At 68.4% G+C, this 13,345-nt stretch carries 13 protein-coding genes; 7 read left to right on the forward strand and 6 right to left on the reverse strand.

Translation table 11 applies throughout. The annotated features are described in order from the left end of the window. The first annotated feature begins 53 nt into the window (after nt 1-53). From ACFPCV_RS33745 to ACFPCV_RS33755, 3 genes are read left to right on the forward strand one after another with little or no spacing between them, the layout of a single operon-like run. Complete coding sequence (locus tag ACFPCV_RS33745; RefSeq protein WP_378060981.1) at nt 54-854, forward strand: hypothetical protein; 801 nt, start codon at nt 54-56, stop codon at nt 852-854. Nucleotides 855-869: 15 nt separating this feature from the next. Beyond that, the gene (locus ACFPCV_RS33750; protein ID WP_378060983.1) at nt 870-2,777 is read left to right on the forward strand and encodes a fumarate reductase/succinate dehydrogenase flavoprotein subunit; all 1,908 of its coding nucleotides are present in this window, start codon (nt 870-872) and stop codon (nt 2,775-2,777) included. 52 nt (nt 2,778-2,829) lie between these two features. Continuing rightward, nucleotides 2,830-3,591, forward strand: coding sequence for a succinate dehydrogenase/fumarate reductase iron-sulfur subunit (locus tag ACFPCV_RS33755; protein ID WP_378060984.1), 762 nt, complete (start codon nt 2,830-2,832; stop codon nt 3,589-3,591). Between the two features lie 240 nt (nt 3,592-3,831). Here the strand turns inward: ACFPCV_RS33755 and ACFPCV_RS33760 are convergent, their stop codons facing one another. The 4 genes from ACFPCV_RS33760 to ACFPCV_RS33775 form a co-directional block, all read right to left on the reverse strand. After that, a complete protein-coding gene (locus tag ACFPCV_RS33760; protein ID WP_378060985.1) occupies nt 3,832-4,710 on the reverse strand; it encodes an amino acid ABC transporter permease in 879 nt (292 codons plus the stop codon). Nucleotides 4,711-4,783: 73 nt separating this feature from the next. Next, nucleotides 4,784-5,431 carry an amino acid ABC transporter permease gene (locus ACFPCV_RS33765; RefSeq protein WP_378060986.1) on the reverse strand — a complete coding sequence of 216 codons (648 nt, stop codon included), beginning with the start codon at nt 5,429-5,431 and terminating at the stop codon, nt 4,784-4,786. Nucleotides 5,432-5,510: 79 nt separating this feature from the next. After that, nucleotides 5,511-6,410, reverse strand: coding sequence for a glutamate ABC transporter substrate-binding protein (locus ACFPCV_RS33770; RefSeq protein ID WP_378060987.1), 900 nt, complete (start codon nt 6,408-6,410; stop codon nt 5,511-5,513). A gap of 54 nt (nt 6,411-6,464) precedes the next feature. After that, nucleotides 6,465-7,193: an amino acid ABC transporter ATP-binding protein gene (locus tag ACFPCV_RS33775; RefSeq protein WP_378061193.1), complete on the reverse strand. Its 729-nt coding sequence runs from the start codon at nt 7,191-7,193 to the stop codon at nt 6,465-6,467. 175 nt (nt 7,194-7,368) lie between these two features. Between ACFPCV_RS33775 and miaB the strand changes: the two genes are divergently transcribed. Together miaB and ACFPCV_RS33785 are read left to right on the forward strand one after the other, a co-directional pair. Next, on the forward strand, nt 7,369-8,853 hold the full coding sequence (gene miaB / locus ACFPCV_RS33780; protein ID WP_378060988.1) for a tRNA (N6-isopentenyl adenosine(37)-C2)-methylthiotransferase MiaB: 1,485 nt from the start codon (nt 7,369-7,371) through the stop codon (nt 8,851-8,853). After that, nucleotides 8,850-9,302, forward strand: a complete 453-nt coding sequence (locus tag ACFPCV_RS33785) for an Rv2732c family membrane protein (RefSeq protein ID WP_378060989.1) — start codon at nt 8,850-8,852, stop codon at nt 9,300-9,302. Before miaB ends, ACFPCV_RS33785 begins: the two co-directional genes overlap by 4 nt. A 442-nt stretch (nt 9,303-9,744) precedes the next feature. Here ACFPCV_RS33785 and ACFPCV_RS33790 read toward each other — a convergent pair whose 3' ends face one another. After that, on the reverse strand, nt 9,745-9,951 hold the full coding sequence (locus ACFPCV_RS33790; protein WP_378060990.1) for a DUF2510 domain-containing protein: 207 nt from the start codon (nt 9,949-9,951) through the stop codon (nt 9,745-9,747). Between the two features lie 128 nt (nt 9,952-10,079). Next, complete coding sequence (locus tag ACFPCV_RS33795) at nt 10,080-11,408, reverse strand: DUF349 domain-containing protein (protein ID WP_378060991.1); 1,329 nt, start codon at nt 11,406-11,408, stop codon at nt 10,080-10,082. A gap of 240 nt (nt 11,409-11,648) precedes the next feature. On the opposite strand from ACFPCV_RS33795, the gene ACFPCV_RS33800 reads away from it, so the two are divergent. Then, the gene (locus ACFPCV_RS33800) at nt 11,649-12,386 is read left to right on the forward strand and encodes a class III extradiol ring-cleavage dioxygenase family protein (RefSeq protein WP_378060993.1); all 738 of its coding nucleotides are present in this window, start codon (nt 11,649-11,651) and stop codon (nt 12,384-12,386) included. Next, complete coding sequence (gene miaA, locus ACFPCV_RS33805; RefSeq protein ID WP_378060994.1) at nt 12,383-13,282, forward strand: tRNA (adenosine(37)-N6)-dimethylallyltransferase MiaA; 900 nt, start codon at nt 12,383-12,385, stop codon at nt 13,280-13,282. The genes ACFPCV_RS33800 and miaA overlap by 4 nt, the downstream gene beginning before the upstream one ends. The last annotated feature ends 63 nt before the right edge of the window (nt 13,283-13,345 follow it).

Consider the following 13,345-nt stretch of genomic DNA (forward strand, 5'->3'; position numbering starts at 1 on the left):
CAGATCGCGGTTAGTCTCTGACAAACAAATCGTTCCGAAGTCGAGGACAAACAATGAAGGCTGGCGTCGGTGCCCCCGACCGGGCGCAAATAACCGAGCGCACGTATCGGACCGACCGTTGGTGGGCCTACCCGCTGAGCACTGGCGGGATCCTGCTGTTCTTCACCGCTTATGCGCTGGTCCGCTACTTCATGAACGACCACTACTGGGCGGCCGAGGAGCACTATCTCACGCCCATGTACTCGCCGTGCGTCAACGCGGCGTGTGTGCCGGGCTCCAGCCACTTCGGTGAGTTCATCCCGACCTACGCCTCGTGGATCCCCATCGGGATCATCACGTTCCTGGTGCTGCTCGGCTTCCGCGCGACCTGCTACTACTACCGCAAGGCCGCCTACCGGTCGCTGATGTTCTCCCCCGCCGCGTGCGCGGTGCCCGAGCCGGCCAAGAAGTACTCCGGCGAGCGCAAGTTCCCGTACGTCCTGACCAACGGGCACCGGTACTTCTTCTACGCGGCGCTGATCTTCGCCTGCATCAACATCTACGACGCGGTGCTTGCCTTCCACGGCAAGAACGGCGGCATCGGCATGGGGCTCGGCACGATCATCATCCTGATCAACGTCGTGGCGCTCGTCGCCTACACGCTGTCGTGTCACGCGTGCAGGCACATCATCGGCGGCAAGCTGAAGAGCTTCTCCAAGCACCCACTCCGGTACCGCTACTGGCAGTTCGTGTCCAAGCTCAACCCCCGGCACGGCCAGTTCGCCATGATCTCGCTCTTCACGGTGATCATCACGGACGCGTACATCATGGCGGTGTCCGCGGACTGGATCACCGACCTGCGGATCTTCAACTGAGACTGAGAAGGAACCATGGTTCAGGTTCAGGTCGAGCGATTCGACTACGACGTCATCGTCATCGGTGCCGGTGGCGCCGGTCTCCGCGCTGCCATCGAGGCGCGCCAGCAGGGCAAGAAGACCGCGATCATCTCGAAGTCGCTGTTCGGCAAGGCCCACACGGTCATGGCCGAGGGTGGCTGTGCCGCCTCGATGGGCAACGTCAACGAGAAGGACAACTGGCAGGTCCACTTCCGCGACACCATGCGTGGCGGCAAGTTCCTCAACAACTGGCGGATGGCCGAGCTCCACGCCAAGGAGGCCCCCGAGCGGGTCTGGGAGCTGGAGACCTACGGTGCGCTGTTCGACCGCACCAAGGACGGCAAGATCAGCCAGCGGAACTTCGGTGGCCACACCTATCCGCGGCTCGCGCACGTCGGTGACCGCACCGGCCTCGAGATGATCCGCACCATGCAGCAGAAGATCGTCTCGCTGCAGCAGGAGGACCACGCGGAGTTCGGCGACTACGAGGCCAAGCTCAAGGTCTTCTCCGAGTGCACCGTCACCGAGCTGATCAAGGACGGCGACCGGATCGCCGGCGCGTTCGCCTACTGGCGCGACTCCGGCAAGTTCGTGCTGTTCTCCGCGCCCGCCATCGTGCTGGCGACCGGCGGCATCGGCAAGTCGTTCAAGGTCACCTCGAACTCCTGGGAGTACACCGGCGACGGGCACGCGCTGGCGATGCGCGCGGGCGCCTCGCTGATCAACATGGAGTTCGTGCAGTTCCACCCGACCGGCATGGTCTGGCCGCCGTCGGTGAAGGGCATCCTGGTCACCGAGGGCGTGCGCGGTGACGGCGGTGTGCTGAAGAACTCCGACGGCAAGCGCTTCATGTTCGAGTACATCCCGGACGTGTTCAAGGGCCAGTACGCGGAGACCGAGCAGGAGGCCGACGGCTGGTACGCCGACCAGGACAACAACCGGCGCACCCCGGACCTGCTGCCCCGCGACGAGGTCGCGCGCGCGATCAACTCCGAGGTCAAGGCCGGCCGCGGCTCACCGCACGGCGGCGTGTTCCTGGACATCGCGAGCCGTCTGCCCGCCGAGGAGATCCGCCGCCGGCTGCCGTCGATGTACCACCAGTTCAAGGAACTGGCCGACGTCGACATCACCGCGCAGCCCATGGAGGTCGGGCCGACCTGTCACTACGTCATGGGTGGCATCGAGGTCGACCCCGACACCGCGTCGTCGATCGTGCCCGGCCTGTTCGCGGCCGGTGAGGTCGCGGGCGGCATGCACGGCTCCAACCGCCTCGGCGGCAACTCGCTGTCCGACCTGATCGTGTTCGGCCGCCGTGCCGGGCTCGGGGCCGCCGAGTACGTCGACTCGCTCGATCAGCGCCCGAAGATCTCCGAGTCCGATGTGGACAGCGCCGCCGTGTGGGCGACGAGCCCGTTCGACTACCCCAGCTCGGGGCAGGCGGAGAACCCGTACACGATCCACGCCGAACTCCAGCAGTCGATGAACGAACTGGTCGGCATCATCCGCAAGGAAGACGAGGTCCAGCAGGCGCTGGACAAGCTCGCTGAGCTGAAGGAGCGGGCGAAGCTCGTCGCCGTCGAGGGCCGCCGCGAGTTCAACCCCGGCTGGCACCTCGCGCTGGACCTGCGCAACATGCTGCTCGTCAGCGAGTGCGTCGCGAAGGCCGCTCTCCTGCGCACGGAGAGCCGTGGCGGGCACACCCGCGACGACTTCCCCGGCATGGACGCCAAGTGGCGCAACACCTTGCTGGTGTGCGAAGCCTACGACGACGGTGCGCGGGTCACGCCGAAGGAGCAGGTGCCGATGCGCGATGACCTGTTCGAGCTGTTCGAGCTGTCCGAGCTGGAGAAGTACTTCACGGACGAGGAACTGGCCGCCCACCCGCAGAGGAGCGCCTCGTGAGCGGAGCTTGCGTAGCGAACAGTCAAACACAGGGCGACCGCGAGGGGGCGTCATGAGTTACAAGGCCAACTTCAAGGTCTGGCGCGGCGACGCCGACGGCGGCGACCTCCAGGACTACACCGTCGAGGTCAACGAGGGTGAGGTCGTACTCGACATCATCCATCGCCTGCAGGCCACGCAGGCACCGGACCTCGCGGTGCGCTGGAACTGCAAGGCGGGCAAGTGCGGCTCGTGCTCCGCGGAGATCAACGGCATGCCGCGCCTGCTGTGCATGACGCGCATGTCGGTGTTCACCGAGTCGGAGACGATCACCGTCACGCCGCTGCGCACGTTCCCGGTGATCCGCGACCTGGTCACCGACGTGTCGTACAACTACCAGAAGGCGCGGGAGATCCCGGCCTTCGCGCCGCCGAAGCACCTCGGTCTCGGCGAGTACCGGATGAAGCAGCAGGACGTCGAGCGCTCGCAGGAGTTCCGCAAGTGCATCGAGTGCTTCCTGTGCCAGAACACCTGCCACGTCATCCGTGACCACGAGGAGAACAAGGAGCACTTCGCCGGTCCGCGCTACCTCATGCGGATCGCTGAGCTCGAGATGCACCCCCTCGACGAGGCCGACCGCGAGCGCGCCGCGCAGGAGGAGCACGGTCTCGGGTTCTGCAACATCACCAAGTGCTGCACCGAGGTGTGCCCCGAGCACATCAAGATCACCGACAACGCGCTGATCCCGATGAAGGAGCGCGTGGTCGACCGCAAGTACGACCCGGTGGTGTGGCTGGGCAACAAGCTGTTCCGCCGCAGCGGCAGCCGCCACTGAGGACAGTTCACAGGAGGAGCCGCACCCACGGGTGCGGCTCCTCCTGTGTTCTCACTGGGGCACCCGTTCCACGGGCTTGCCCGCCAGCTCACGCGGTCGCCCGACGCCGTGAAAGGCGCGGTTCACAGCACAACGAGTGCCGTGAATGGGCCGTTCAGGGCGCTCAGCGCCCTGAACGCGCCTTTCAGGGCATTGCCACGCCACCCTCGGTCGTAGGAGGACCGGGTGCCCGTCAGGAAGTCACTTCCCGCCCGTCTGACCGGCCAGGGTCGCCTCGAGGTCCCTGACCCGGCCGTCCTCCAGGTCGATGTGCTTCTTGCTGCGCCGCTCCCGCTTCTGCAGGTAGTTGGCGAACCAGGTCAGCAGCAGGCAGAGGCCGATGTAGATCGCGGCCACGACCATCGCCGTCGGCACGAACGGCCTGCTGAACAGGCCGTCGCCGCCGATGCGCTGCGCGAACCGCAGCAGCTCCTCGTAGGTGATGAGGAAGCCGAGCGCGGTGTCCTTGAGCAGCACGACCAGCTGGCTGATGATCGTCGGCATCATCGACCGCAGCGCCTGCGGCAGCAGGATCAGGACCATGACCTGGGTCTTGCGCATGCCCAGCGCGTACGCGGCCTCGGCCTGCCCGCGCGGCAGCGCCTGGATGCCCGCGCGGAACACCTCCGCGAGCACCGAGCCGTTGTAGAGCATGAGACCCAGCACCACGGCCATGTACGGCGACATGCTGACGCCGACCGTCGGCAGGCCGTAGTAGAACAGGAACATCAGGATCAGCAGCGGGATGGCCCGGAACAGCTCCACGACGAAGCCGGACACCATCCGCACCGGCTTGTGTTCCGACAGCCTGCCCGCGGCGAAGATCGCACCGAACACGAGCGCCAGCAAGGCGCCAAGGGCGAACGCCTGCAGTGTCGCCAGGACCGCCTCGATCAGATCCTCCTGGATCTGCGTGTACTGGATCCACTCCCACTTGCGGGCGGTGAACTGGCCACTGTCGTAGAAGCGCCAGCCGATGTAGACGATGATCCCGGCAAGCGCGATACCGCCGAGCACCGCCAGGATGCGGTGCCGGAAGCGTGCACGGGGGCCCGGCGCGTCGAACAGGATGTTGCTCATGACCGCTCCTCGCAGGCTCCGAGCGTCCGCTCGCGGGTCGCCCAGCTTCGTTGGTCCACTCCGCAGGCTCCGTTCACCGGGCCACGCTCCAACGCTTCTCGAGGCTCCGCTGCACCAGCGTCAGCACCATGACCAGGATGACGAAGCCCAGCGACACCCACAGCAGGCCGAGCAGCTGGTTCTCGCCGTCGTCGGAGAGCACGGACCGGATCCGGCCCGCCTCCGCGACGGAGAACCCGGCGGCGATGGTGGTGTTCTTCAGCAGGGCGATCAGCGTGCTCACCATCGGCGGCACCACCGACCGCATCGCCTGCGGAAGGATGATCTCGGCGAGCGACTGACCGAACGTCAGGCCGAGCGCTCGGGCGGCTTCCGCCTGGCCGAGCGGCACCGTGTTGATGCCGGACCGCACGACCTCGCAGATGAACGCCGAGGTGTAGAACGACAGCGCGACCACCGCGGCGGTGAAGAAGGACATCTCGATGATGTCGAGGTACGGGTAGGCGAAGACGAAGAACAGGAACACCAGCGTCAGCGGGGTGTTCCGCACGACGGTCACGTAGAGCGTGCCGGCCGCCCGGAACACCGGCACGGGGCTGACCCGCAGCATTGCCAGGAACACGCCGAAGACCAACGACGCGACACCGGCGAACAGGAACAACTCGATCGTGGTGAGGAAGCCGTCCCGGAACAACGGCCAATAGTCGATCAGTATGTTCATCGGGCCTTCCCCGCTGATGAAGTGTGGTTATGACGGTGGGTGGTCACCTTGCCGGTGACCACCCACGATCAGGGTTGGATCAGTAGCGCTCGATGGTCGGCTTCTCGGCCGTCGAACCCGACTTGCCGAGCGTGCTGTCGTAGATCTCCTGCCAGGTGCCGTCCTCGAGGGCGGTCTCCAGGATGTCGTTCACCGCGTCGCGCAGCGCCTTGTCGTCCCGGGGCAGGCCGATGCCGTAGGGCTCCTCGGAGAACGTCTCACCGATGACCTTCAGGTTGTCGGGGTCCTGCGCGGCGAAGCCCTTCAGGATGGCGTCGTCGGTCGTGACCGCGTCGACCTCCTTGGTGAGCAGCTTGTCGACGCACTGCGAGTAGCCCTGGAACTCGACGATGTTGCCGGGCTCGGTCAGGCCCTCGTCGCGGATCTTCTGGATCGGCGTGGAGCCGGTCACCGAGCAGACCTTCTTGCCCTTCAGGGTGTCCTTGCCGGTGATCGAGTCGTCGTCCTTGCGCACCAGCAGGTCCTGGCCGGCCACGAAGTACGGGCCCGCGAAGGAGATCTGCTGCTTGCGCTTGTCGTTGATCGTGTAGGTGCCGACGTAGTAGTCGACGGTGCCGTTGGTGACGGCGGCCTCACGACCGGCGGACTGCACGGTCTTGTACTCGATCTTGTCCTCGCCGAAGCCGAGCTTGGCGGCGACCAGGCGGGCGATCTCGATGTCGAAGCCGGAGTACTCGCCGGTGGTCGGGTCCTTGTAACCCAGACCAGGCTGGTCCTCCTTGACACCGATGACGACCTTGCCGTTCTGGGTCATCCGGTCGAACGTGGGGGAGCCTTCGATGTTGACGTCGGTGGCGACCTCCGCCGTCGTCGACGGGCCGCCACCGGTCACGTCGTCTGTCGGCGCGCCTTCCTTACCGCACGCGGTGAGCGAAAGGCCGCCGACCAGCAACCCGATTGCAAGGGTACGAACCCTCATTGCCACTTCTCCTGCTCTTGTCGGTCATGCGGCGAGCACGCCGCTGGAGGGTCCTCAGTGTGTGAGGATCTTTCCGAGGAAATCCTTCGCCCTGTTCGACTTCGGCGCCGAGAAGAACTCCTTCGGCGTCGAGTCCTCGACGATCTCACCATCGGCCATGAAGACCACCCGGTGCGCGGCGTTGCGCGCGAAACCCATCTCGTGGGTGACGACCAGCATCGTCATGCCCTCCTCGGCGAGGGTGGTCATGACGTCGAGGACCTCGTTGATCATCTCGGGGTCCAGCGCCGAGGTCGGCTCGTCGAAGAGCATGACCTTGGGCTTCATCGCGAGCGCCCGGGCGATGGCGGCGCGCTGTTGCTGGCCACCGGAGAGCTGAGCGGGGTACTTCTGGGCCTGGTTGGCGATGCCGACGCGTTCCAGCAGCTCCATCGCGGTCCGCTTCGCCTCCGGCTGCGCGAGCTTGCGCACCTTGACGGGCGCCAGCATCACGTTGTCGAGGATGGTCTTGTGGGCGAAGAGGTTGAACGACTGGAAGACCATCCCGACGTCGGCCCGCAGTGTCGCGAGCTCCTTGCCCTCCGCCGGAAGCGGCTTCCCGTCGATCTCGATGAGCCCGGAGTTGATCGGTTCGAGGCGGTTGATCGCACGGCACAGTGTCGACTTGCCGGAACCGGACGGCCCCAGCACCACCACGACCTGTCCGCGCGGCACCTCGATGTTGATGTTCTTGAGCACGTGGAGCTGCCCGAAGTACTTGTCCACCTCCACCATGCGGATCATGGGGGTGTCGGAAGCGGCTTCGGTCATCAATCTCCTCCAACGTGCGTACACCAGGGCAAGCTGAGGGTAGCGGCCCGGTAATGCGCGAAAACCTACCCCTACTGCATATAGAAGTTCATACAGTTGGACCACGCACAAGGTCTCAATGCGGTCACGCGTACCCTCGGTAGCTGAGATGAGCACTCGCACCTACCAGGTACGCACGTTCGGTTGCCAGATGAACGTGCATGACTCCGAGCGGCTGGCCGGCCTGCTCGAAGACGCTGGTTACGCGCCGGCCGCGGACGGCGGCGTGCCCGACATCGTCGTGCTGAACACGTGCGCGGTCCGGGAGAACGCCGACAACAAACTGTACGGAAACCTTGGCCATCTGCGGCCGACCAAGATCGCCAACCCCGGCATGCAGATCGCCGTCGGCGGCTGCCTCGCGCAGAAGGACCGCGGCGAGATCGTCAGGAAGGCGCCGTGGGTGGACGTCGTGTTCGGCACCCACAACATCGGCGCGCTGCCGGTGCTGCTGGAGCGGGCCAGGCACAACTCCGAGGCCCAGGTGGAGATCCTGGAGTCGCTCGAGACGTTCCCTTCGACGCTGCCCGCACGCCGCGACTCCGCGCACTCCGGGTGGGTGTCGGTGTCGGTCGGCTGTAACAACACGTGCACGTTCTGCATCGTTCCGTCGCTGCGCGGCAAGGAGAAGGACCGCCGCCCCGGTGACGTGCTGGCCGAGGTGGAGGCACTGGTCGCCGAGGGCGTACTCGAAGTCACCCTGCTCGGACAGAACGTGAACTCCTACGGTGTCGAGTTCGGCGACCGGTTCGCGTTCGGCAAGCTGCTGCGCGCGTGCGGTGGGATCGACGGCCTCGAGCGCGTGCGGTTCACCTCGCCGCACCCCAAGGACTTCACCGAGGACGTCATCGCCGCGATGGCCGAGACGCCGAACGTGTGCCACCAGCTCCACATGCCGCTGCAGTCCGGCTCGGACCGGGTGCTGAAGGCGATGCGCCGCTCCTACCGGCAGGCGAGGTACCTGTCGATCATCGACGACGTGCGTGCCGCGATGCCCGACGCCGCCATCACCACCGACATCATCGTCGGCTTCCCCGGCGAGACCGAGGAGGACTTCGAGGAGACGCTGAACGTGGTGCGCGCGGCGCGGTTCTCGTCGGCTTTCACGTTCCAGTACTCGAAGCGCCCCGGCACGCCGGCCGCGACGCTGCCGGACCAGCTGCCCAAGGCGGTGGTCCAGGAACGCTTCGAACGGCTGATCGCCGTGCAGGAGGAGGTGTCCTGGGCCGCGAACAAGGCGCTGGTCGGCAAGCAGGTCGAGGTGCTGGTGTCGACGGGCGAGGGCCGCAAGGACGCCGACACCCTGCGCATGTCCGGCCGGGCGCGCGACGGCCGCCTCGTGCACTTCGCGCCGGGCACCGCGGCGATCCGGCCGGGCGACGTGGTCGAGACCGTGATCACCTACGGCGCGCCGCACCACCTGGTGGCCGACGGCGGGCTGGTGTCGCACCGGCGCACGCGGGCAGGCGACAACCACGAGGAGGGCGTGCGGCCCCGCACGTCCGGGGTCGGGCTGGGACTGCCGTCCTTCGGCCCGCCCGCGGCAACGAGTCAGCCGACGAACGAACCGGTGGGTGGATGCGCAGTCCGATGACCGACTCCGAGGACCATCTGCGCGAGGAGATCGACGAGGTCGGTCGCCGCGCGTCACGGACAGTCGAACTCGGCGGCCGCGCGGTCGTGATCGCGGTGGCCGTGTTCGTGTTGCTGGTGGGCCTGGTCCTGCCGTGGATGAACGGCGCGACCGGCCTCGAGGTGCTGATCGGCCAGGAGACCGGCAAGGCGGTGATGGTGCCGCGCCTGTTCGCGGCCACGGCCGTGCTGTTCGGCGTGCTCGCCTCGGCTCTGACGCTGATCACTCGCCGCTGGTTCTTCGCGTGGGTCGGCGCGGCAGGCGGCTGGTTCGCCTCCGTCGACGGCGTGCTGGCGATCTGGTCCCGCCAGTCCTCCGGCTCCGACCTGGGCATCGGCATGGTCATCGCCGTGGCGGCGATGGTCGTGCTCGCGTTCCAGTGGTTCCGCACGGCGGCATCCCGCAGCTAGACTGGCCCGTTGGGGTGGGCTTGCGCCACCGCCGGGGTTGCGCGGACAAGGCCCCGCTTCGCGGGGCGGGCGCGTAGCGCCCGGGCTTTAGCGCCGTTCGGGCGCCCGACGGCGCGTTCACGGCACAACGAGTGCCGTGAATGGGCCGTTCAGGGCGCCCAGCGCCCTGAACGCGCCTTTCAGGGCATTGCCACGCCGTCAACGCGCCTTTCACGGCACCAAACCGGGTGCTACGCGTTCCGGGCCCGCGAAGCGGGCTCCAGCCCACGCCGACGGGATGGCAGGCAGACCCGAACCCAACCGCCGCCGAACAACCCCTCCGCCACCCGCGAGACCTGCCCGTCCGGCGAGGACAACCCACAACGCAACCGCAGCCAACTCACCCGACCCGAACCGGACCGATCCGACCAGCACACGACGACCGACTCACGGAATCGATCAGCTAGTTCGGGCGGACGTTGTCCGTCCACTTGGTGCCGTTCCACCACCGGACCTGCCCGGGCTGCTCCTCGTCCGGGTACCACCCCGGCGAGCGCACCACCTGCCGCGCACCCGCGTGCCGTTCGAGCACCTCACGCTGGTGCGCCACCATCTTCTCGTGCTGCGCGGCGAGTTCGTCGACCCGCTTCCTGCGCCACCGGAGTCCCACTCGCGCTCCCTGCCAGAACACCGACCTGTTGTCTGTCCAATCGCGACAGAAGGCTGGCCCGTTTCATCTTGTCACCCGAACGTGGGACGGGGCCGGACCCGCGAGTCCGGCCCCGTCCACAGGAAACGCTAGCGAGAGGCCACCGCGTTCTCCGCCGCGGCCAGCCATTCGCGCCACTGCGCGGCCTGTGCCTCGGCCTGCTCCGCGCGACGCTTGTCGCCTGCCGCGCGGGCCTTGGCGGCCTGGGCCTCGAACTGCTCGACGCGCTCACGGAACTGCGCGGCGCGGGCCTCGGCCTCCGGGTCGGTCCGCCGCCACTGGGCGTCCGCGGCCTGCCGGACCCGCTCCTCGACCGACCGCAGCTTGCCCTCCAGCTCCCGGATCCGGTCGCGGGGAACCTTGCCGATCTGCTCCCACCGCTCCTGGATCCGGTGCAGCTGCGTGCGTGCGGCGTCGAGGTCGGCGGCCGGGTTGATCTTCTCCGCCTCGGCCAGCAACGCCTCCTTGAGCTTGCCGTTCTCCACCAGCTCGGCGTCACGCTCGTCGAACACCGCGGACCGGCGGCTGAAGAACTTGTCCTGCGCCGCGCGGAACTGCTGCCACAGCGTGTCGTCGGCCTCCTTGGGCGCGCGGCCTGCGGCCTTCCACTCGGTCATCAGCTCGCGGTAGGCCGCCGCGGTGCCGGCCCAGTCGTCGGACTCGGACAGCTCCTCGGCCTGCTTGACCAGCTCCTGCTTGCGTTCCTTCGCCGTCGCGCGCTGCCGGTCCAGCTCGGCGAAGTGCGACCCGCGCCTGCGGTTGAACGTGTCGCGGGCCTTCGAGAACCGCTTCCACAGCGCGTCGTCGGTCTTGCGGTCGACGCCCTTGATCGTCTTCCACTCGTCGAGGATCGCGCGCAGCCGGTCGCCCGCCACCTTCCACTGCGTGGACGCCTCGGCGATCGTCTCGACCTCCTCGACCAGTGCCTGCTTGCGGGCTACCGCGGCCTGCCTGGCCTCGTCGCGCGCGTGCTTCACCGACTCGACGGCCTCCTGCGCGCGGGCGAGCACGTGGTCGACCCGCGCGTTCAGCGCGGTCAGGTCACCGACGAGCGCCGCGTCCTTCAGGCTGTCCTTGATGTGCTTGGCGCTGGTCAGGCTGTGCTTCGGGTCGCCGGAACCCGCCTTCAGCCGCGCCTCGAGCAGCTCCACCTCGGTGCGCACATCGTCGAACCGGCGCGCGTAGTGCGCGAGCCCCTCCGCGGGCTCACCCGCCTGCCACGACCCGATCGCGCGTTCCCCGTCCTCGGTCTTCACGTAGACCGTGCCGTCGGCGTCGACCCGGCCCCACTTCTCCGGGTGTGCCGACGCCGAGGCGACCAGCGGCGCCGAGAGAGCGGGTGCGGCGGGCGCTGGTGCGGCGGGCGCCGCGGCCGGCTCCTCGGTGCTCGTGGTGACGCTCGTGTCCTTCTCCGTCATGGCCCGTTCCTCCCGCTCGCGTGCCCGCTGGCGTTCGTCCCGCCGCGGACGCCCCACTCTCGCGGGGCCTGGCAGTGTTCGGTGCCGACGCGTCGAATCGCACAGCACCCGCGCGCATTCAAACAGGTCACGCCCCGCCTCGGTACTCCACGGCCGAGACGGGCGGCCACGAACAGCACAGGGTGACGTCATGAGCCCGGAGAGTTCACGTTCGGTGGCCCATGGGTAGCCTCGGATCTCGTGATCGTCCGCGCCGCCGTCGTGCCGACCCCGCCACTCCTCGTGCCGGAGCTGGTCGCGGGGACCGATGCCGACGTGACCGCCGTGCGGGCCGCCTGCCTGGCCGTCACGACCCGGCTGACCAGCGCGGCACCGCACTGGATCGCGGTCGGCGCCGGTCCCGCCGGGGTCCTCGGCCCGGACGCGGCAGGCACGTTCGCCGGCTTCGGCGTCGACGTCGTGGTGCGCATGAGCGACGCCGCGACGAGTGCACCCGATCCGGCGATGCCACTGTCCGCGCTGGTCACGGCCTGGTTGCGGGCGCAGGTGGCCGCGGCGGCGGTCACCGTGCACCTGGTGCCCGGGGACCTGTCCCCCGACGAGTGCTTCGCGCTGGGCGAACGGCTCGCGGGCATCCCGGAACCCGTCGGTCTGCTGGTCGCCGCCGACGGCTCCCACCGCCACGGCGACCGCGCACCCGGCAGGCCCGACGACCGCGCGGGCCCGTTCGACGACTCCGTCCACTACGCGCTCGCGAGCGCCGACCCGAAGGCACTGATGGCACTCGACCCCGCACTCGCAGCCGAGCTCGGCGCGGCAGGCCGCGCCCCGTGGCAGGTTCTCGCCGGTGTCCTCGGACAGGGCGAGTGGACCGCCGACGCGCGGCTGATGGTCCCGTTCGGGGTGGCCTACCACCTCGCGGTCCTGGACCCGGTCCACACGGGGCGGCCGGACCGAGCCCGCGAGGCGCGGTCGTGAGGCCCGTCGCGATCGTCGGCCCGACGGCCACCGGCAAGTCCGCGCTCGCCATCGCGCTGGCGCGGGAGCTGGGCGGCGAGGTGGTCAACGCCGACGCCATGCAGCTCTACCGGGGCATGGACATCGGCACCGCGAAGGTCACCGAGGAGGAGCGCAAGGGCGTCCCGCACCACCTGCTGGACGTCCTCGACGTCACCGAGACCGCGTCCGTCGCGGCCTACCAGCGCGACGCCCGCGCGGTGGTCGAACGGCTCCTCGACGAGAACCGCGTCCCGATCATCACCGGCGGCTCCGGCCTGTACGTGCGCGCGGTCCTCGACGAGCTGGACTTCCCCGGCACGGACCCGGACATCCGCGCCCGCCTCGAACAGGAGCTGGCCGACCTCGGCCCGCAGCGGCTCCACGACCGGCTGGCGAAGCTCGACCCGGTCGCCGCGACCGCGATTCTGCCGAGCAACGGCCGCCGCGTGGTCCGCGCGCTGGAGGTCATCGAGCTGACCGGCCGCCCGTTCTCCGCGACCATGCCGCGCCCCGGCCCCGCCCGCTACGGCACCGTGCAGCTCGGTCTTGACCTCGACAGCGAGGAACTGGACCGCCGCGTCGACCAGCGGGTCATCGCCATGTTCGAGAACGGGCTGGTCGAGGAGGTCCGCGAGCTGGAGAGACAGGGTTTGCGGGTCGGCCGTACCGCGTCCAGGGCCCTTGGCTACCAGCAGGTGCTCGACCAGTTCGATGCCGACCACGACATGCTCGCGGCCGCCGCGGCGACCGCGTTGTCCACGCGCAGGTTCGTCCGCCGCCAGCGCTCGTGGTTCCGCCGCGACCAGCGCATCGAGTGGCTGGACGCGACCAAGGAGAACCTCGTGGGCACGGCACTCGCCCGATGTCTGGCCTGACGAAACGCGGTGTGCCGCTGATCAACCGAACCGCGGGGGAACGTGACGGCACTCAGCCACCAA

Origin of the sequence: Actinophytocola glycyrrhizae (assembly GCF_042653545.1) — a bacterium.
GTDB lineage: Bacteria > Actinomycetota > Actinomycetes > Mycobacteriales > Pseudonocardiaceae > Actinophytocola > Actinophytocola glycyrrhizae.

Excerpts from the sequence above, each read along its gene's own strand:
- ACFPCV_RS33745 (WP_378060981.1), top strand. The coding sequence starts at position 54 with ATGAAGGCTGGCGTCGGTGCCCCCGACCGGGCGCAAATAACCGAGCGC.
- ACFPCV_RS33750 (WP_378060983.1), top strand. The coding sequence starts at position 870 with ATGGTTCAGGTTCAGGTCGAGCGATTCGACTACGACGTCATCGTCATC.
- ACFPCV_RS33755 (WP_378060984.1), top strand. The coding sequence starts at position 2,830 with ATGAGTTACAAGGCCAACTTCAAGGTCTGGCGCGGCGACGCCGACGGC.
- ACFPCV_RS33760 (WP_378060985.1), bottom strand. The coding sequence starts at position 4,710 with ATGAGCAACATCCTGTTCGACGCGCCGGGCCCCCGTGCACGCTTCCGG.
- ACFPCV_RS33765 (WP_378060986.1), bottom strand. The coding sequence starts at position 5,431 with ATGAACATACTGATCGACTATTGGCCGTTGTTCCGGGACGGCTTCCTC.
- ACFPCV_RS33770 (WP_378060987.1), bottom strand. The coding sequence starts at position 6,410 with ATGAGGGTTCGTACCCTTGCAATCGGGTTGCTGGTCGGCGGCCTTTCG.
- ACFPCV_RS33775 (WP_378061193.1), bottom strand. The coding sequence starts at position 7,193 with ATGATCCGCATGGTGGAGGTGGACAAGTACTTCGGGCAGCTCCACGTG.
- miaB (WP_378060988.1), top strand. The coding sequence starts at position 7,369 with ATGAGCACTCGCACCTACCAGGTACGCACGTTCGGTTGCCAGATGAAC.
- ACFPCV_RS33785 (WP_378060989.1), top strand. The coding sequence starts at position 8,850 with ATGACCGACTCCGAGGACCATCTGCGCGAGGAGATCGACGAGGTCGGT.
- ACFPCV_RS33795 (WP_378060991.1), bottom strand. The coding sequence starts at position 11,408 with ATGACGGAGAAGGACACGAGCGTCACCACGAGCACCGAGGAGCCGGCC.